Annotated in this window: 19 protein-coding genes; 5 read left to right on the forward strand and 14 right to left on the reverse strand. The window is 65.1% G+C overall.

Annotation, left to right across the window (positions count from 1 at the left end; genetic code table 11):
* Positions 1-225: 225 nt before the first annotated feature.
* From flgJ to flgB, 9 genes are all read right to left on the reverse strand, one after another.
* Positions 226-1,224, reverse strand: a complete 999-nt coding sequence (gene flgJ, locus BXE_RS21135) for a flagellar assembly peptidoglycan hydrolase FlgJ (RefSeq protein ID WP_011490202.1) — start codon at positions 1,222-1,224, stop codon at positions 226-228.
* Between the two features lie 12 nt (positions 1,225-1,236).
* Positions 1,237-2,433, reverse strand: coding sequence for a flagellar basal body P-ring protein FlgI (locus tag BXE_RS21140; protein ID WP_011490203.1), 1,197 nt, complete (start codon positions 2,431-2,433; stop codon positions 1,237-1,239).
* Positions 2,434-2,435: 2 nt separating this feature from the next.
* Positions 2,436-3,134 (reverse strand): flagellar basal body L-ring protein FlgH, encoded by a 699-nt coding sequence (flgH, locus tag BXE_RS21145; RefSeq protein ID WP_038458465.1) that lies wholly within the window; start codon positions 3,132-3,134, stop codon positions 2,436-2,438.
* 118 nt (positions 3,135-3,252) lie between these two features.
* Positions 3,253-4,041 (reverse strand): flagellar basal-body rod protein FlgG, encoded by a 789-nt coding sequence (gene flgG, locus BXE_RS21150; protein ID WP_011490205.1) that lies wholly within the window; start codon positions 4,039-4,041, stop codon positions 3,253-3,255.
* A gap of 29 nt (positions 4,042-4,070) precedes the next feature.
* Positions 4,071-4,829, reverse strand: a complete 759-nt coding sequence (gene flgF / locus BXE_RS21155) for a flagellar basal-body rod protein FlgF (protein ID WP_011490206.1) — start codon at positions 4,827-4,829, stop codon at positions 4,071-4,073.
* A 20-nt stretch (positions 4,830-4,849) separates the two neighbouring features.
* On the reverse strand, positions 4,850-6,361 hold the full coding sequence (locus tag BXE_RS21160; RefSeq protein ID WP_011490207.1) for a flagellar hook protein FlgE: 1,512 nt from the start codon (positions 6,359-6,361) through the stop codon (positions 4,850-4,852).
* A 43-nt stretch (positions 6,362-6,404) separates the two neighbouring features.
* On the reverse strand, positions 6,405-7,127 hold the full coding sequence (locus tag BXE_RS21165) for a flagellar hook assembly protein FlgD (protein WP_011490208.1): 723 nt from the start codon (positions 7,125-7,127) through the stop codon (positions 6,405-6,407).
* A 10-nt stretch (positions 7,128-7,137) separates the two neighbouring features.
* Complete coding sequence (gene flgC / locus BXE_RS21170; RefSeq protein WP_007179953.1) at positions 7,138-7,563, reverse strand: flagellar basal body rod protein FlgC; 426 nt, start codon at positions 7,561-7,563, stop codon at positions 7,138-7,140.
* Positions 7,564-7,711: 148 nt separating this feature from the next.
* The gene (gene flgB, locus BXE_RS21175) at positions 7,712-8,206 is read right to left on the reverse strand and encodes a flagellar basal body rod protein FlgB (RefSeq protein WP_011490209.1); all 495 of its coding nucleotides are present in this window, start codon (positions 8,204-8,206) and stop codon (positions 7,712-7,714) included.
* Positions 8,207-8,423: 217 nt separating this feature from the next.
* On the opposite strand from flgB, the gene flgA reads away from it, so the two are divergent.
* From flgA to BXE_RS21200, 5 genes are all read left to right on the forward strand, one after another.
* Positions 8,424-9,932 (forward strand): flagellar basal body P-ring formation chaperone FlgA, encoded by a 1,509-nt coding sequence (gene flgA / locus BXE_RS21180; protein WP_011490210.1) that lies wholly within the window; start codon positions 8,424-8,426, stop codon positions 9,930-9,932.
* A 213-nt stretch (positions 9,933-10,145) separates the two neighbouring features.
* Entirely contained in the window at positions 10,146-10,499 is a 354-nt protein-coding gene (flgM, locus tag BXE_RS21185; protein ID WP_011490211.1) for a flagellar biosynthesis anti-sigma factor FlgM, read from the forward strand.
* Positions 10,500-10,593: 94 nt separating this feature from the next.
* Entirely contained in the window at positions 10,594-11,040 is a 447-nt protein-coding gene (locus tag BXE_RS21190; RefSeq protein ID WP_011490212.1) for a flagella synthesis protein FlgN, read from the forward strand.
* A 308-nt stretch (positions 11,041-11,348) separates the two neighbouring features.
* A complete protein-coding gene (locus BXE_RS21195) occupies positions 11,349-11,531 on the forward strand; it encodes a type II toxin-antitoxin system HicA family toxin (RefSeq protein ID WP_007179958.1) in 183 nt (60 codons plus the stop codon).
* Entirely contained in the window at positions 11,528-11,938 is a 411-nt protein-coding gene (locus BXE_RS21200; protein WP_011490213.1) for a type II toxin-antitoxin system HicB family antitoxin, read from the forward strand. The genes BXE_RS21195 and BXE_RS21200 overlap by 4 nt, the downstream gene beginning before the upstream one ends.
* A 68-nt stretch (positions 11,939-12,006) precedes the next feature.
* On the opposite strand, the gene BXE_RS21205 is transcribed toward BXE_RS21200, so the two are convergent.
* The 5 genes from BXE_RS21205 to flhB form a co-directional block, all read right to left on the reverse strand.
* Entirely contained in the window at positions 12,007-12,741 is a 735-nt protein-coding gene (locus tag BXE_RS21205) for an RNA polymerase sigma factor FliA (protein ID WP_007179960.1), read from the reverse strand.
* Between the two features lie 28 nt (positions 12,742-12,769).
* Entirely contained in the window at positions 12,770-13,639 is an 870-nt protein-coding gene (locus BXE_RS21210) for an AAA family ATPase (RefSeq protein WP_038457172.1), read from the reverse strand.
* A complete protein-coding gene (gene flhF / locus BXE_RS21215; protein ID WP_011490215.1) occupies positions 13,632-15,605 on the reverse strand; it encodes a flagellar biosynthesis protein FlhF in 1,974 nt (657 codons plus the stop codon). The genes BXE_RS21210 and flhF overlap by 8 nt, the downstream gene beginning before the upstream one ends.
* A 333-nt stretch (positions 15,606-15,938) precedes the next feature.
* A complete protein-coding gene (gene flhA, locus BXE_RS21220) occupies positions 15,939-18,041 on the reverse strand; it encodes a flagellar biosynthesis protein FlhA (protein ID WP_011490216.1) in 2,103 nt (700 codons plus the stop codon).
* On the reverse strand, positions 18,038-19,258 hold the full coding sequence (flhB, locus tag BXE_RS21225; protein ID WP_011490217.1) for a flagellar biosynthesis protein FlhB: 1,221 nt from the start codon (positions 19,256-19,258) through the stop codon (positions 18,038-18,040). Before flhB ends, flhA begins: the two co-directional genes overlap by 4 nt.
* Positions 19,259-19,296 lie beyond the last annotated feature (38 nt).

Raw genomic sequence — 19,296 nt, forward strand, 5'->3', positions numbered from 1 at the left:
TGGGTCTAACTGATTAGCGGCAGCGTCCGGATAAAATTTAGGGGCCTGCGATGAATTATTTCCGCAAACGGTGAAAACCGCATTATGCCTCTCGCGGGTGGGCCGGCCGCCCACGGCAGCCGGCCTCGTCCGTCTTTTTATGCACCTGGCCCCGTCGCGTGCATGGTTTTATTCGATTGAATGAGCGGATGGTTCGAACGGCGCGACGGCCGCTCAGCCCATCTCTCAGCCCATCTTCTGCATGATGGACATCAGTTTTTTCGCGTAATGCGGATCGGTGGCGTAGCCGGCGCGCTGCATGCCGTTGGCAAAACCGTTCACGTCGTGTGCCGAATTGATCACCTGCGCATAGCGCGGATTGCCCTTGAGCAGGCTCGCATAGTCGGTCATGGCTTCCTGATACGAGTCGTACGCACGGAATTTTTCGACGGTGCGCTGCGGCTTGCCGTTCACATATTCAGTCGTGACCGTCGACACAGTCTTGCCGGTCCAGTCTTTGGTCGCCTTGATGCCGAACACATTGTGGCTGGTCGAACCGTCCGTCTTCCGGATCTCGCTCTTGCCCCAGCCCGATTCGAGCGCGGCCTGACCGATGATGAAGCGCGCCGGTATGCCGGTCGCCGCGCTCGCGGCCTGGGCCGGCCCGGCGAGCTTGTCCACGAAAGCGTCGACCTTCGGTGAGCTGCCGTCGCCCTTGAGCGGCGGAGTGAGCGCGCTGTTGGCCGAATAGCCCCTGCCGATCGCCAACTGGCCGTTGGCCTGGGCATTGCCGTACGCTCTCGCGAGCGCGTTCAGCGCCGCCGTCTGGCCTTCGTCGCCGCCGCTGCCGCCGCCCAACGCGTTGGCCATGCCGGCCAATCCACCCGCGGCGCCCGCACCGCCGCCCACCTGCATGCCCTGATTGCGCATCAACTGCTTGAGCATGGCGTCCGCCACGCCAATCCCCTTTTGCGAAAGCTGCTGCGACAACTGCTGATCCATCATCGACGTGAAGGTGGCGCTGTCGTGCGAATCGAACGGACCGTCCTGCGGGGTCGCGTCGCGCATGCTCTTCAGCATCATCTGCGTGAATACCGCGTCGAACTGTTGCGCGGCCATCTTCATGCCGGCTTGCGGGGATGCCTTGGCCTGCGCGCTCAGCTTCGCGAAGCCCTGCACGTCGAGCGCGAAGCGCTGGGTCAGGTCGTTCGCCGAAGCGGCGGAATTGGTCGTATCCGAATTCATCCTGTGTCTTCCCTAGATGATTTCCAGGTCGGCGCGCAGAGCGCCCGCCGCTTTCATCGCCTGCAGGATCGACATCAGATCCGCGGGCGTCGCACCCAATGCGTTGAGCGCCTTCACCACTTCGGCGAGATTGGCGCCGGCAGTCACCAGCTTCAGTGCGCCGTTGTCCTGCTTCATCTGGATCTGCGACTGCTTGGCGACCACCGTCTGGCCGTTCGAGAACGCGCCCGGCTGGCTCACCACCGGCTGCGTATTGATCACAACCGAAAGATTGCCGTGCGCCACCGCGCAGTTCTGCAGCGTGACCATCTGATTCATCACGATCGAGCCGGTGCGCGCGTTCAGGATCACCTTCGCGGCGGCTTGCGCCGGCTTGACGTCGAGGTTCTGCAATTGCGCCATGAAGGCGACCTGCTGTTCCGGATCGCTCGGCGCGCGCAGCTGGATCGTGCGGCCGTCGAGCGCGGTCGCCGTGCCGCTGCCGAACGCGTTGTTCACCGCGGCCACCACGCGCTGCGTGGTGTCGTAGTCCATGTCGTTCAGATCGAGTTGCATCGTGCCGGCCTGCGACACCGAAGTCGGCACCGCGCGCTCGACGATCGCGCCGCCGGCAATGCGCCCCGCGGCCAGCGTGTTCACCTGCACCTTGCTGCCGTTCGCGCTGGCGCCCGCGCCGCCGACGGCGAGATTGCCCTGGCCGAGCGCATACACCTGGCCGTCGGCGCCCTTCAGCGGCGTGAGTAGCAGCGTGCCGCCGCGCAGGCTCTTGGCATTGCCGAGCGAGGACACCGTCACGTCGATCGCCTCGCCCGGACGCGCGAACGGCGGCAACACCGCCGTCACCATCACCGCCGCGACGTTCTTCAACTGGATGTTCGACAGCGACGACTGCTGGTTGGTCGAGCCCGCCGCCTGGTTGTTGATCGAGATGCCGAGGTTCGCCAGCATGTTGGCGAGCGTCTGCGTGGTGAACAGCGTCTGCGTGGTCTGGTCGCCCGTGCCGTCGAGACCGACGACGAGGCCGTAGCCGATCAGCGGGTTGTCGCGCACGCCCTGAATCTGCACGAGATCCTTCAGACGCTCGGCGTGCGCGGGCGTCGCCACCGGCAACGCCGCGCAGGCGAGCACGAGTAGCGCCACCGCGCGGCCGAGCTGAACGACTCGCGCGAAGCGGTTGAGGCGGCCGGAGCGAAAGAAGACGGTACGCATGATCACCACGGCGACACGTTGAGGAAGAAGCGCTGCAACCAGCCCATATTCTCGGCTTCGTTGAGATAACCCTTCGCGGAATATTCGATCTTCGCGTCGGCCACCTGGGTCGAGTAGACGGCGTTCAGATTGGAGATCGTGTTCGGATTCACCACGCCGGAGAAGCGCACGAACTCATCGCCCTGATTGATCAGCATCTGCTTTTCGCCGCTCACCATCAGGTTGCCGTTCGGCAGCACGCCCGTCACCGTCACGGTGATCGTGCCGTTGAACGTATTCGACGCGTTCGCGCCGCCGGTGCCGCTGAATACATTGGCGCCCGTGGCGCTCAGATTGGTCTTGCCGAACAGGCCGCCAAGGAAGCCCGCCGTCGGCACGTTGAAGTTGGTGTTGCCCGAGCGGTTCGCGTTGGCGCCCGACGACTTGGTTGCGTTAACGTTTTCCTGAATCACGATGGTCAGGATGTCGCCGACATTGCGCGGGCGCTGGTCTTCGAACAACGGCCGGCCTGCGTAACCGGGGTTGAAGATCGAGCCCGGCGACTGCGCCTGCGGCGGCATCGGCGGCAGCGCCGTCATCGGCTGCTGCGTGATCGGCTGCTTGGGCACGAGGCCGCAGCCACCCAGGGCCGCGAGCAGCGTGAGCTGCACGAGCGCCTGCGCGGTGCGCGAATGAACCGGATTGCGAGTGAGGTGCGACATCATCATTACTGCCTTTCGAGAAAACGCCGGGCCACCCCAAGTTTTCTCGCCCGCCCTTGGAGGGCCTGGCGCGAAGCAGCAGGGTGGGGGGCGCTATTCATTGCCAGTCCCTTGAGCCTTAAACCTGCATCTGGCTCAGGGTCTGCAGCATCTGGTCGGAAGTCGTCACGGCCTTGCTGTTGATTTCGTAAGCGCGTTGCGTCTGGATCATGTTCACCAGTTCCTGCACCACGTTCACGTTTGATGCTTCCACGTAGCCCTGATTCAACGTACCCGCGCCATTCAGGCCCGGCTGCGCGACGTTCGGCGCGCCCGACGAAGCGGTCTCCGCGAACAGGTTTTCACCCTTCGCATCGAGGCCGGCCGGGTTGATGAAAGTGGCGATCTGCATCGAGCCGAGCTGCTGGCTGTTGGTCGAACCGGCAACGGTGATCGACACCACGCCGTCGCTGCCGATGGTGAGCGAGGTCGCGTTGTTCGGGATCGTGATGGCCGGAATCACCTGGTAGCCGCTCGATGTCACGAGCTGGCCTTGCGCGTTGGTCTGGAACGAGCCGTCGCGGGTATAGGCAGTCGTGCCGTCGGGCATCTGCACCTGGAAAAAACCCTGGCCGTTGATCGCAACGTCTTTCGAGTTGCCGGTCTGCTGCAGGTTGCCCTGCGTGTACAGACGTTCGGTGGCGACCTGCTGCACGCCGGTGCCGAGCTGGATGCCGGACGGCAGTTCGGTGTTCTGCGTCGAATTCGCGCCCGGCTGGCGGATGGTCTGATACAGCAGATCCTCGAACACGGCGCGCGAGCCCTTGAAACCGTTGGTGCTGACGTTCGCGAGGTTGTTCGAGATCACGTCCATCTGCGCCTGCTGCGCATTCATGCCGGTTGCGGCGATGTAGAGTGAGCGATTCACTATTCTTCTCCAAGGCGCCTGAGCGCCCGTTAGCTGAAGCTGAGCAGCTGGTTGGCGGACTGGTCGTTCTTGTCGGCGCTTTCCAGCAGCTTGGTCTGCATCTGGAACTGGCGCGCGTTGGTGATCATCGAGACCATCGCGCTCACCGGATTCACGTTGCTGCCCTCCAGCGACGCCGGCGCCAGCGTGACGGTCGGATCGGCATCGGCAGGGTTGCCGTCGCCGGTACGAAAGAGGCCGTCGTCGCCGCGCGTCATGGTTTGCGGATCCGGATTCACCAGCTTCAGCTGATCGACCGTCACCACCGCGGTGGGCGGATCGCCCGGCGTCAGCGCGGACACCGTGCCGTCCTTGCCGATGGTGATCTCCGCGCCCGGCGGCACCGAGACCGGCCCGCCGTTGCCGAGCACCACCTGATTGGTGGCGTTCACCAGTTGACCGTTTTCGTCGATATGCAGATTGCCGGCGCGCGTGTAAGCCTCGCCGCCGTCAGCGGTTTGCACCGCGAGCCAGCCCGGCCCCTGGATCGCCACGTCGAGCGGGTTGCCCGTCTGCTGGATCGGCCCGGGCGTGTAGTCCGCGCCCGGCGTCGACGACAGCACGAAGGTGCGGGTGGTGTTGTCGTTGATCGAACTGCCGTCGCCGAACGACATCGGCACGGCACGGAAAGTCGCCAGTTGCGCGCGAAAACCGGTGGTCGATGCGTTGGCCAGGTTGTTCGCGACGATAGCCTGCTGTTCGAGCGCCTGCGTGCTGCCCGACATCGCGGTGTAGATCAGCCGATCCATGATGGGTGGGTCCCGGTCGCTTACAGGTTGATCAGGGTCTGGTCGACGGTCTGCTGGGTCTTGATCGTCTGCGCGTTCGCCTGATAGTTGCGCTGCGCGGTGATCAGATCCACCAGTTCGCTCGTCAGATCGACGTTCGAGTTTTCCACCGCGCCGCCTTGCAGCACGCCGTGGTTGGTCGAGCCCGGTGCCGAAATCTGCGCGACGCCGGATTGCGAGGTCTGCTGGAATTCGTTGTTGCCGAGGTTCACGAGACCGTTCTGGTTCGAGAAGTTCGCCAGCACGATCTGGCCGAGCGCTGCGGTTTGCTGGTTCGAATAGTTGCCGGTCAGCGTGCCGTCGGCACCGATCGTGAAGCTCGTCAGCGTGCCGGCTGCGTAGCCGTCGGGCTGCAGCGAGTTCACGCCGTCCTTGCCGCCGTACTGCGTCGTGCCGGCGATGTTCAGCGTCAGATTCTGCGGCGTCGAAGAACCGTCGGTGGTCGGAATCTGGAAGTTGTAGGCGAACGGCGTGGTGGTCGCGGTGCCGGATGCGTCCGTCGTGCCGAGCAGCGTGCCCGACGAGTTGAAGTTGGCGTGGCCGATCAGTTGCGCCGTGCCCGTCGACGTGCCGGCATACACGTTCCACGTGCCGGCCGAGGTCTTGGCGAAGTACATGTTGACCGTCTGCGAGCCGCCGAGCGAGTCGTAGACCGTGGTGCTGGTCGAGTAGTTGTACGTCGACGAGCTGTTCTGGTTGAACGCCACGGGCGTCGGCGCGATCGCGACGCTGTCGCCGGTAGCCGGCGTGCCGTTGAACGTGATGGTCTGGCCATTGCCCAGCGAGATCGCCGTGCCCGCCGTGTACGTCGCGGAGGCGGATGTCGTGCCGAGCGTGGTGTCGGTGACCGTGTAGGTCGTCGGGCTCGTGAAGTTGACGGTGTAGCTGTCGTTGTTCGTACCCGAAGCCGTGTTCGTGATGGTCGCGCCGGGCGTCGTGAGCGTGCTGCCCGTGACGAGCGTCGGCGTCACGGCCGGCGTGCCGAGCATCAGCGGATCCTGCGCATTCAGGTTCAGGCCGGCGACGATCTTGGTGGTCGCCTGCGGCGCGATGTTTGCGGTCGGCACGGTGAGCGGCACGGTTTGCGCGGTGTTGATGATGCCCGAGCTGTTCGCGGCGTAGCCCATCAGTTGCAGACCTTGCGCGTTGGTGATGAAGCCGTTCTTGTCGAGCTGGAACACGCCGTTGCGCGAGTACACCAGCGAGCCGTTGTTCGACAGCTGGAAGAAACCATTGCCGTTGATCGCGACATCGAGCGCCTGGTTGGTGCTCGTGATCGTGCCTTGCGAGAACTGCTGCTGCACGTCGGCAAGCTTGGTGCCGATGCCGATCTGGTTGCCCACCGCCGTCGCCACCGAATTGGCGTACATGTCGGCGAACTGCGCGGCGCCGCTCTTGAAGCCAACCGTGTTCGCGTTGGCAATGTTGTTGCCGATCACATCGAGATCGCTCGACGATGCCGACAAACCGCTCAAACCTTGTTGGTAACCCATGACGGTCTCCGTATCTGGAAAGTCGTGACTGACTGAATCTGAATCAGAGGATGGCGGCGACGCTGGTCAAGCCGACCGTCGAGCCGTTCGACAGCACGAGGCCCGGCGTGCCGTTGGCCTGCATGACGACGCTTTGCACCGTTGCGCCCGTGAGCGTGGTGGCCGTGGCCTGCTGACCGTTGATCGTGCCGACCGCGCTGATCGTGTACGTGCCGTCGGGCAGCGCGTTGCCGGCCGAATCGGTCGGCGTCCAGCCCACCGGAATCGTGCCCGCCGACTGCTTGCCGAGGTCGAGCGTGCTGACGATCTGGCCCGACGAGTTCTTCACCACCACCTGCAGGTCGCCCACCGGGTTGGCGAGCTGCACGCCGAACGCGCCGGCCTTGCCGCTCGCGACCGAAACCGAACTGCCCGGCGCCAGCACGGTCGAGCCGATCAGCAGCGCGGCCTGCGACTGCTGGCCCGCCGACATCTGCGTGGCGAGCGAGGTGAGCGTCGTGTTCAGCTGACTGATGCCCGAGACCGTGTTGATCTGCGCCAGCTGCGAGGTCATCTGCGAGCTGTCCATCGGATTGGTCGGATCCTGGTTCTTCAACTGTGCGACGAGCAGTTGCAGGAAGGTGTTCTGCAGATCGGTCGCCGACGTGCCCGAAGTGCTGCCCGTCGAGCTGGTGGAGCTCGAGGCACTGTTCGTACCGTTCATCGTATCGAGCAGCGTTTGCGACACATTCGTGCCGTTGCTGCCGATGGTGGTGTTGGTGGTCAAGGAGCTCTCCTCAGGTTCCGATCGTGAGCGTTTTCAGCATCAGGGTCTTGGCGGTGTTCAAGGTCTCCACGTTGGCCTGATACGAGCGCGAGGCCGAGATCATGTTGACCATCTCCTGTACCGGATCGACGTTCGGCAGCGTGACGTAGCCGTCCGCATTCGCGGCCGGATTGCCGGGGTCGTACGCGGTCTTCATCGGCGTCGGGTCGTCGACCACGCCGGTGACCTGCACGCCGCCGACCTGCTGGCCGGAAGCCGTGCGCGCGCCGCCCAGCGGGCTGACCGCGAACACGACCTGCTTGGCCTTGTACGGCTGGCCGTCCGGGCCAGTCGTGCTGTCCGCGTTGGCGAGATTCGACGCCGTCACGTTGAGCCGTTGCGACTGCGCGGACATTGCGGAGCCCGCGACACCAAAAATGTTCATTAAAGATGGCATGTTTTCCTGACTTCTCCTGTGTCGGCCGGAGTTAGCGCTTCAGCGCCTACTCCGGTCCCGTGCAACGCGGTTGCACGGGTTGAGCCGGCTTCACGTTAATCCCGTAGCGATTGTTCCTGCGTACTGCCGAGTCTGTCGCCGTGGCTTCTTACGAGCCCGACTGGATCGCCGACAGCATCGTTTTGATCTGGCTGGACAACACCGTCATGCCCGATTCGAAGTGCAAGGTGTTGTCCGCGAACTGCACCCGCTCTGTGTCGATGTCGACCGTGTTGCCGTCGAGCGCGGGTTGCGTCGGCACGCGGTATTGCAGATTGCCGTAGTCGTCGGGCGCACCGCCGGTCGGCGTCAGCGTCGACTTGCCGGCCATGTGGCCCGGCGCGGTCGACACCATCGACATACCGCCCGTCACGCCCGCGGGCTGCGTCATGGCCAGCGTCGAGCTGTTCGACGCAGCGGTGCCGGCGCTGCCGCCGGCCTTCTTCAGCGCGCCGGCGAGCGACGAGGCGAAGTCGACGTCGCGCGCCTTGTACCCGGGGGTATCGGCATTGGCGATATTCGACGACAGCAGCTCCTGCCGGTAAGCGCGCACATCGAGCGCTTGACGGCCAAAGGCGAATTCGGCATCGAGTTTGTCCAGCATAAGAATCTCCGGAGAAGGTTCCCGAGGCTTCCCATGCGCGCCTCGCATGAAGACTGCGCCAGGCGGGAAGACCTTTTTGCATGAGGTGCATCTTATGGGCCGAACGCAAGCGGCAATCGGACGAATAACCGGGAAAGGGGGCTTCTATTCAACGTTTGCGCAAAGGGGGCGCTCACTAGAATGCAAGGCGTACCGATGCATTCGATGGAGAAACACGATGGACCAGCCCACCTTCGAGCCGACGCACCGCGCAAACCGCGCGGCCGCGCATCGCGTGGGCGCGGGCGCTCATGCCGCACGGCGCACTTCGCGCGGGGCTTCGCGCCTCGTGACCCGGCTCGTCGTGAGTCTGACGGTGTGGGTCGCCGGCGGCATCGTGCTGCTGCCGGCCAGCAGCCAGGCTCAGGAAGCCGGCGGTCCGATCGTGATTCCCGGTCCCGGAGAAAAGAATCCGGCCGCGCTCGCCGATCTGGCCGAGCACATGCAGGCCGCGCCCGCGAAGCGCGCCGGCTCCGCCGCCACGCTGGCGGCCGCCACCGCGCAATCGCTGACACCGGGCCAGACGGCGCGCGACGCCGATCCGTTCACGCGTGCCGCCAATGCGAACGGCTCGATCGTCATTCCGGGCGCGGGCGAACCGCCGGCCGCGCCGCAAATGATCCGCACCAACTTCAAGCCCGACGCCAACGGGGTCGTGACGATTCCCGCGCCGGGCAGCGCCAGTCCGAAGGACGGTGTCGCGAGAGTCAACGTCGTGCCGGCTTCGCGCCAGGTCGTGCCGGTCGTGGTCACGCCCGCGCCGCAGCTCAGCGGCGCACGGCAAGTCGCGGGCGTCCAGCCGGTGGCCGCCAACGCACCGCTCGCCGCTGTCGCGGGGGCATCCGCGACCGCAGGCTTCGACAGCCTCGCTTCACGCGGTGAGCCGCCGCAGTTTGGTGCGAACGGCAAGCCGGTTGCGACCAGGGCGGTTGCCGCTCCGGCTGCGGCCGCTGCGCCCGCGCCGGCCACGATTGCCGGCGCGTCGGCGGCGCGGCCCGTCGCACCCGCGGTCGCGCAGCAGAACCTGCGTCCCGCGGCGGTTGCGCAAGCCGCACCGCTGCCCGGCCAGCAAGATCCCGAGGCAATCCGCAGCGCCGCGCTCGCGTTTCTTCAGCAACAATCCGCCGGCTTGCCCGGCAAGGTGGACATCACCGTGGCGGCGGCATTTCCGCGCGGTCTCAGCGCCTGCACGACGCTCGAACCGTTCATGCCGAGCGGCGCGCGCCTGTGGGGCCGCATGACCGTCGGCGTGCGCTGCGCGGGCGAGCGTCCGTGGACGATCTATCTGCAGGCGCGCATCTCGCTGCGCGCCACCTACTATCTGGCCGCGCGCGCGATGGCGCCGGGCGAAGTGCTCACCGCAGCCGACCTCGTCGCACGCGACGGCGATCTGACCGGCTTGCCGCAGGCCATCGTCACGGACCCCTCGCAGGCGGTCGGCTCGGTCACGCTCACGCGTGTCGCCGGCGGCATGCCGCTGCGCCGTGACATGCTGAAGAGCGCGTCGGCGGTGTCGATCGGACAGACGGTGCGAGTCGTGGCGGCGGGCCAGGGGTTCGCGATCTCGGCGGAAGGCAGCGCGATGAACAACGCGTCGCCGGGCCAGCAGGTGCGGGTCAAGACGGCCAACGGCCAGATCATTTCCGGCATCGTGAAAGACGGCTCGACCGTGGAGATCCAGCTGTGAATCGCCGCGGCGCGCGCGCCACGGCGCGGATCATGCGCCCAGCCTGCCCGACGCCCGCTCGGGCCGCCGCGCAAGGCGTAGCGAATGAAACCGCCGGCGGGGTCGCCAAGGGGCCGGATTGGCCTGAAAGACAAGGCAAAACCTGGAGCGATTGCGCTAAAGTTTTGATCACCGATTGCCGTTATCAGGATCAAATCGTTCAGGAAGCCAATCGTGAAAGTCGATTCCACAACCAATTCGAATCTGCCGACGTTGAAAGACGCCCTGTCCCGCTCGCAACCAGGCGACGCGACGACCGCGAACAGCAACGCGCAGACTGCGGGCACGAGCTCGCCGACCACCACCAGCGGTTCGGGCGACGCCAGCGTCAGCCTGTCGGGCCTGTCGCAGCATCTGCGCAGCCTCGCGGCGTCCGGCTCGGCCGACATCGACACGGCGCATGTCGAGTCGATCAAGCAGGCCATCAAGGACGGCTCGCTGAAGATCGATTCCGGCAAGATCGCCGACGGCGTGCTGAACACGGCGCGCGAACTGTTGCAAAGCAAAACCTCGTCGACCGGCAACTGATCGACGCATCGAATTACGGTGAAGTGCCGGGCGGCATTCGACCAACCCGGCTCGCCCATCATGCGCGAGCCGTCGTGTTCAGCGAGTTGTTGAGATGAAAGACGCCCTGCTTGCCACCCTCATCGAAGAATATTCGGCCGTCGAGGCATTTGCCTCGATTCTGACGCTCGAGACCAAGGCGCTGACCGCCTTGTCGCCGCTGGAACTACTGCCGCCGATCATCGAGCAGAAAACCGGATTGATCGGTGAACTCGCCAGGCTCGAAGCCACGCGCGACGGGCTGCTCGCCGAGCTGGGCTTCCCGGCCGGGTGGCCCGGCATGGAGCTCGCGGCCAGCACCGACGCACGCATCGCTGAACAATGGTCGCTGCTGCAAAAAGCCGCCGAACGCGCGCGGCGCAGCAATACGAGCAACGGTGAACTGATCCGCGTGCGGATGGACTACAACCAGCGGGCGCTGACGGCGCTGCAGGTGGCCGTGCCGCAAAAGGCCGGTTTTTATGGTCCGGATGGCCGGATTCCGGCGCGTCCCGCCGTGTAAAGATTGTCACTGGACCTGCGCGGCCTGATGCGCGGTCTGATACACATGGTGAATTGAAAGGGGTTCGTCTTTTGACGAGCCCTTTTTTCTTTCAGCTCCCTCAGTTCGAGCAAACCTCACTCCTACTCCTGCACGTTAGCCATCCGGCCAGGTGGCGCGGATTGGCCAGCCGCGTTGAAATCACGGCTTCCCCTTACTGAACACTCCGACGTCCCGAGCTTTTTTCCAGAAGTCTCCGGACGAGCATCGGCGGAGTGCTACCCACTAGCGAGGTTGTGTAGTCGTGTGTATGATTCGAGGAGTGCAGCATGAAAAGCGCCGAGGTTATGAAACTCATTCAAGCGGCTGGCTGGCGGCTGATCCGCATATCGGGAAGCCACCATCATTTCCGTCACGCGGCAAGAGCCGGTCTCGTGACCATCCCGCATCCGAACAAAGACCTTCCTCCCGGCACGTTGAACAGCATCTTGAAACAGGCGGGACTGAAATGAAAAACCTGACTTTTCCGATCGCGATTGAACCGGGCAATGCGGATCACGCGTTCGGCGTGATCGTGCCCGACATCCCGGGTTGTTACGCAGCAGGCGATACGCTGGAAGAGGCCTACGCAAACGCGAAAGAAGCCATTGAAGCGCATCTTGATCTGCTGCTCGACGAAGGCTTGCCGGTCCCTGCGCGACTCTCGCTGGAGGAGCATCGGCGCAATCCCGACTATGCGGATTTCACGTGGGGGCTTGTCGCCACCCGGAATATTCCCGCCTTGAAGAAGGCGGTGCGTATCAATATCTCGTTGCCCGAAGCGTTGGTTCAGGAAATCGACACTTACGCCCAGGCGCGCGGCATGTCGCGCTCGGCGTTTCTGGCGCTGGCCGCGGAACATGAAATGGCCGGTGCATGAAACGGGCGGGGTTCAGGCCGCCGCTAGAACGTCGATTTGCTTTCGCGTTGAAACACCGGATCCGCGCTTCAGGTCGCCTCGGCGTTCGCCCAGGCCATCTCGCGCAAGCGCGTGCGCAAACGGGCCACGGCCTGGCTGTGCAACTGGCACACCCGCGACTCGCTGACTTCCATCACCGCGCCGATTTCGCGCAGGTTCATGCCGCGTTCGTAGTACAGCGACATCAGCAGCTTCTCGCGCTCCGGCAGGCGATCAATCGCCTCCACCAGCGCCGAGCGCAGGCTGTCGTCGAGGAGCGCCGACAGCGGGTCCGAATGATCGACGCAGTAGCGGTCGAGGAACGGCTCGTCGTCCGCCGAACGGTCGAAGTCTTCGTAATAGATCAGTTGACTGCCGTGCAGATCCTGCAACATCGACTGATACTCGTCGAGCGGCATTTGCAGATGCTCGGCAATCTCCGTTTCGCTCGCCGAACGGCCCAGATTCTGCTCCACCTTGTGCACCGCCGTTTCCACTTCGCGCGAGGTGCGCCGCAAGCTGCGCGGCAACCAGTCGTTGCTGCGCAATTCGTCGAGCATCGCGCCGCGAATCCGCTGGCTCGCGTAGGTCTCGAACTGCGCGCCCTGGTCTTCCTTGTAGCGGCTTGCCGCGTCCAGCAGTCCGATCATGCCGGCCTGGATCAGATCGTCGAGATCGACGCTCGCCGGCATCTTGGCAACGAGCTGCAAGCCGAGGCGACGCACGAGCGGTGCGTACTTCGTCAGAACGTCGGCTTGGGAGATCTTTCCCTGAGCGTTATACATCGTGCTCCCCTTGTCCTTGTGCCGCCCTTCAGGCGTGCTGCGCAGACGGTTGGTCGGCGTGTTGCGCCGCTGTAACTGTCGCGGGCGCCATCCACGGCGTTTGCGACGACATCGCTGACCGCATCGGCCAGTACTGCAATTCGGCGGCGAGATGCCGGAAGTCGCGCGCAGCCGGTGTCGACGGAAACGCATCGACGACACAACGCGACAACTCCAGGGCTCGCGCCATCCGCGCATCGGCGGCAATGCAACCGGCGTCTTCCAGCGCCACCGTCAGGTAGCGCCCGGCCACGCCGGCCAGGTTGGCAAACGCGATATGCGCGTCGTTCACGCTCTGCACGTAGTTCACCAGCACGCGGAACTGCGCGATCGCATGTCCGTAGTGCAGGCGCTTCATGCACGCGTACGCGTCCGTGATCGCCTGCGCGGCCATGCGCGTGACGATCATCACGTCGTGCGCCTGCTGCGCGAGCGCGGACAGGTGGCCTTGCGGATCCAGTTGCGCGTCGATCAGCACGACGTCGGCGGAACCGCGCAACACCACGCCGAATTCCGCGGCCGTGTGACCTTCGCGGCTCAGGCGCGAGGCGGCCAGCACCGAAATGCCGAGCGCGTGCCGCGCGGCGGCGTCGTCGAGCGTCATCTCGCCGCGCATCACGGCGGCGAAATTGCCCGCGCCGCGCACGCCGCCGAGCATCGCGCTCACCGACTTCTCGCCCAGGCACTCGTCGATCACCAGCACGTCCTTGCCCTGCTGCGCCAGCGCGGCGGCAAGATTCACCACCGTCGTCGTACAGCCGGCGCCGAGCGAGCCGCCCGTCACCGCAATCACGCGTGAGCCGCTGCGAGCCAGCATCCGCCGCAGTCCTTCTGCCTGATCGGAAATGAGCTTATCCAAAGCGGACCTCGTGCAGTTCGGCCGTGGAACGCGCGGACAATGCGGACAGCAATCCCGGAATGTCGTCGTCGTGCGGCACGAACGGCGAGTTGTCGCGCGGTATGCAGAAGGTGCTCTTGATCAGGAATTTGCGGGTCGCGACGTACAGGTTCTCCGGCACCTTCTGACCGGTCGACACGTAATGCACCGGCAGCTTGTAGCGGATTACCGTATCGAGCACGCCGCCCAGATTGGTGGCTTCGTCGAGCTTGGTCAGAATGCAGCCGGCGAGCGGCTGCTGGTCCGGCGCGCGCTGATAGGCCTGCACGACTTCGTTGAGCGTGTCGCCGTGGCTCGTTGCGTTGAGCAGCAACAGGCGCTGCACCGGTTGACCGGCGTGGCACAGCATTGCGATCTGGTCGGAGACGAGGCGGTCGCGCTGGCTCATGCCGATCGTGTCGATCAGCACGATGTGCTTGTTGCGCAGTTCGGAGAGCGCGAGTTGCAGATCGGCGCCGTCTTTCACCGCATGCACCGACACGCCGAGAATCTTGCCGAAGATGCGCAGTTGTTCGTGGCCGCCGATCCGGTAGCTGTCGGTGGTGAGCAGCGCGACCTTGCTGGCGCCGAAGCGCATCACGCAGCGCGCGGCCAGCTTGGCGGTAGTCGTCGTCTTGCCGACGCCTGTCGGGCCCATCAGCGCGAATACGCCGCCGCGCTCCATCAGCGCGTCTTCGTCTTCCATCACCGGCAGATTCGATTCGAGTACCGAGCGGACCCAATCCATGCCGCCTTCCATGCTCTCGACGTCGTCGGGCAGGTTGTCGACCACCATCTGCACGAGCTGTGCGGAGAAACCGGCGGCGAACAGATGCTTGGTGAGCGCGGCGCGCGCCGGGTTGCGACGCTGGCGCTCGCCCCACAGCAGGCCGGCGAAGTGTTCTTCCATCATCCCGCGCATCGACGACAGTTCGCTCATCACGGTGTCGTTGACGACCTGCTCCATGCGCGCCTTGATCGCTTCGGCGACCGAGGCGGGCGTGCGGGCGTCGTCGTTCGAGGACAGCGGCAGTGCGTTTTTCTGCGCGGCGCGGCGTGCGGCGGCTTGCGCGCCTTCGCGCGCCCAGTCGGGTGTGTCGACGGCTTGCGGCGCGGCGGCCTTGCCGGGCTCGACGGCCGCGCCGAGGCCCTTGGCCATCGCGGCGGCCGGCGTCATCGCGGCGGGGCGCGCACTGTATGCGCCCTGTTGCTGTTGCTCGGCGGCAATGCGGCGCGCGTGGTCGATCAGCCAGGGGTTCGATTCGGCCATCGTGCGCGGCGTCTGCGCGTCGGAGGTCGGCGCGAGAGATGCGGCCGGCACGCCCGCGGCTTTGAGCAGATCGGCACGGATGTCTTCGGTGAGACGCGACGCCGCGGCACGGGCACTCGGCCGATCGAGGCCGGCCGGTTGCGACGGCGCCGCCGCGGCTGCCTTGACCGGCGCGGCGGGAGACGCTTTGGACGTGCCGGGCAGCGCGGCCTTCGGCGCGCTCGCGCCCGGCTTCATGACGGCGGCCGGTGTGTCGCTCACGTCGTCGTCGGCGTGGCTGGAATTGGCGTTGGAATTGCTGCTGGTATTGAACGCGCCGTTGCCCTGATTCTCCACACCGGCTTCCGGGCTTGCGCCGAACACCGACGAGAACACATCGGGCATGCCGCTCGCATACGGGTTCGTCTGCATCGGCGTTGCGGCCGGCAAGGCGCGCGGTGCGGCAAGCGCCGGCTGTCCACCCGTGACATTCATCGACCCAGCCTGCGGTGCGCCGGCGCTTGCGCGCGGGACTTTCGGCGTGATGGCGGCGAGGTCGCTGTCGGCCAGCGCGACGATCTCGACGCTGCCGTCGTCCATCGTGCGATTGGAGAGCACGACGGCATCCGCGCCCAACGCTTCGCGCACGAGACGCAGCGCATCACGACTGGTAGCGCCGACAAATTTACGAATGTTCAAGCTGGACCCCCGATGAGGTAAACGGACTAACGGACCGGCAACATACCGCTTCCCATTGAGATCATTATTGCGAAACCCGTCGAGTCACGATCGATGGATAAAGACCGTTAAAGGTGGGCAATTCGGGCGATGGAAACGTGTGCGGATTCGCACGCGCGCAGGTTTGAAACACGCTCCGCGGCGGCGTCCAATGGCGCTTTCGCGGACGCAGCCTGTACTGCGCCGTGCGCTTGCGGCATGAAAAGTCAGGCGCCGAAATGAAAACCGGCGCCCGATGAGCGCCGGCGACAGACAGGGGCCGGAAGTGAAACCGGCCGCCAGGAACCCGGCGCGCTAGCCGTGCGCACCGATCAGATTCACCACCTTGATATTGCGCGTGTCGGGCACTTCCGCGTACGACAGCACCTTCAGCTGCGGCAGGCTGCGGCGCAGGAAACGCGCGAGCATCGGCCGCAATGCGTGCTGCACCAGCAGCACGGGCGCGAGCCCGAGATTCTGCTGACGCGTCATCGCCTTCTGGGTTTCGTTCAGCAACGTATGCGCGAGACCCGGTTCGAGACCCGGATTGGAACCGGTCGAAAGCGCCTGCGAGAGCACCCGTTCGAGATTAGAGTCGAGGCCCATCACCTGCATGTCGCCGGTGCCCGGGAACCACTGCTGCGTGATCGCGCGACCCAGCGCGAGGCGCACGGCGGCGGTGAGGTCGTGCGCGTCGGTGATCTTGGGTGCGTGTTCGGAGAGCGCTTCGAGAATCGTGCGCATGTCGCGGATCGGCACGCCTTCTTCCAGCAGGTTTTGCAGTACCTTTTGCAGCGTGGTGAGCGGCAACGACTTCGGCACCAGATCGTCGACGAGCGAAGGCGTGTCCTTCTGCATCCGCTCGAGCAGTGCCTGCACCTCGCGGCGGCCGAGCAGTTCCGACGCATGCGTGACCACGAGGTGATTCAGGTGCGTGGCTACCACGGTGCTCGAATCGACCACCGTGTAGCCGTACACCTGCGCCTGTTCACGCAGGTTCGTATCGATCCAGATGGCCGGCAAGCCGAACGCGGGATCCTGTGTCGGCGTACCGGGCAGCGCGGCGGAAACCTGGCCCGGATTGATCGCCAGCCACTGGCCCGGATACGCTTCGCCGACGCCCACTTCCACGCCTTTGAGCGCGATACGGTAGCCGTTCGGCCGCAGTTCGAGGTTGTCGCGGATATGAATGACCGGCGGCAGAAAGCCGATTTCCTGCGCGAACTTCTTGCGAATGCTCTTGATCCGCTTGAGCAGTTCGCCGTCCGAGTTCTTGTCGACGAGCGGAATCAGCCGGTAGCCGACTTCGAGGCCGAGCGTGTCGATCATCGTCACGTCGTCCCAGCTCGCTTCGGTGTTTTCGACCGGCGCCATCGCGGCCGGCGCGACATCGACCAGCGCCGTGGTGTTCTTGCGATCCTCGGCGCGCTTTTTCATGGTGCGGCCAAGCTGGATCAGCCCGCCGCCGAGAACCAGAAACGCGAAATGCGGCATGCCCGGAATCAGGCCCATCAGCACGAGAATGCAGCCGGTGATTACCAGCACGCGCGGATTCGTGAACAACTGGCCGGTAAGCTGCGTGCCGATGTCTTCGTTGGTCGCGACCCGCGAGACGATCACGCCGGCCGCCGTCGAAATCACCAGCGAAGGAATCTGCGCAACGAGCCCGTCACCGATGGTCAGCAGCGTGTAGTTCTTGCCCGCGGACGCGAAGTCCATGCCGTGCTGGACCATCCCGACGATCAGGCCGCCCACGATGTTGATCACCATGATCAGCAGACCGGCGATCGCATCGCCGCGCACGAACTTGCTCGCGCCGTCCATCGAGCCGTAGAACTCGGCCTCCTGCGAGACCTCGGAGCGGCGCTTGCGGGCCTGTTCCTCGTTGATGAGGCCGGCGTTCAGATCGGCGTCGATCGCCATCTGCTTGCCGGGCATCGCGTCGAGCGTGAAGCGCGCGGACACTTCCGCGATCCGCCCCGCGCCCTTGGTGATCACCATGAAGTTGATCACCATCAGGATGATGAAGACGACGATACCGACCGCGAAGTTGCCGCCCACGAGAAAGTGGCCGAACGACTCGATCACCTGCCCCGCCGCATCCGGGCCGGTGTGCCCTTCGAGCAGCACGACCCGCGTGGACGCCACGTTCAGCGAGAGACGCAGCAAGGTCGAGAACAGCAGCACGCTCGGGAACGCGGCGAAGTCGAGCGGCTTCATCGTGTACATGCTGACGAGCAGCACCATCACGGACAGCGCGATGTTGAAGGTGAACAGCAGATCCAGCAGGAACGGCGGCAACGGCAGAATCATCATGCCGAGGATCATGCAGATCAGCACCGGCCCGGCGAGGGCGCGCAAATTGGTGCCGCTCAAGGCATCCGGCCGTCGAGCGAGGAAACCGGCGCGAGCGTTCATGCGGAGGCTCCTGAAGCGTCGTTATCGGGGTTCATGGCGGGATTGAGCGTGTCGGCGGCTTCCTGATCGGCTTCGTCGTCCGATATGCCGCCCTTGTCGAGTTCGGCGGGCACGTCGAGCTCGGTCGGCGCCATCGGCACGGCGCCGCCTTCGGTCTTGAAGCGCCGCAACTGGTACACCCAGGCGAGCACTTCGGCGACCGCGCCATAGAGCGGGCCCGGAATCTCGCGGTTCAGTTCGACGTTGTGATACAGCGCCCGCGCGAGCGGCGGCGCTTCCAGCAACGGCACGTTGTTTTCGGCGGCGATCTCGCGAATCCGCGCGGCCACCAGGTTTACGCCCTTGGCGACGACCTTCGGCGCGCGCATCTCGCCGTCGGTGTATTGCAGCGCCACCGCAAAGTGCGTCGGGTTGGTCACCACCACGTCGGCCTTGGGCACGTTGGTCATCATGCGGCGGCGGGCAATCGCACGCTGCTGCTGACGAATCCGGCCTTTGACATGCGGATCGCCTTCGCTTTCGCGGTGTTCGCGCTTCACTTCTTCCTTCGACATGCGCAGTTTCTTGTGGAACTGCCACAGTTGATACGGCACATCCAGCGCGGCGACGACGAACATGCCCGCCACCGTCATGCCGCAGCACACGGCGATCAGATGCACGGTGTTGGCGAGCGCGAGTTGCAGCGGCTGGGTCGCCAGCGCGAGGATTTCTTCACGGCGATTCCAGATCGCCGTACCGCCGATCACGCCCACCACCAGCGTCTTGACGAGCGACAAGCCGAGCTGGATCGGTCCGTTGATCGAAAACATCTTGCCGAGGCCGGCGATCGGATTGAGGCGGTCGAACTTCGGTTCGAGGCCTTTTGACGACAACTGCCAGCCGCCCAGCGCCATCGGCGCGAACAGCGCGGCCGCGCCGGTGAAGGCGAGAATCGGCAGCAGCGCGTAAAGCCCTTCGCGGCTCGCCACGCCCGCGCCGATCAGCATGCGGCGGGTTTCGAAAGCACCGGCATGATCGAACGTGAAGGCCGCGCGCAGCATGCCCTGCAAGTGTTCGCCGATGCTGCCCGACATCCCCCACACGCCAAAGAACCCCGCCGCCAGCAGCGCAAACGTGGACAGCTCCCGCGAACGCACGATCTGCCCTTCCTCGCGCGCCTTCTGCAGGCGCCGGGGCGTGGCTGATTCGGTTTTTTCGAGGTCGCTTTCCTCTGCCACAAACGCTCTCCAGTCGGCTGAGGCACGGCGCCTCTTTC

The organism is Paraburkholderia xenovorans LB400 (assembly GCF_000013645.1).
Lineage (GTDB): Bacteria > Pseudomonadota > Gammaproteobacteria > Burkholderiales > Burkholderiaceae > Paraburkholderia > Paraburkholderia xenovorans.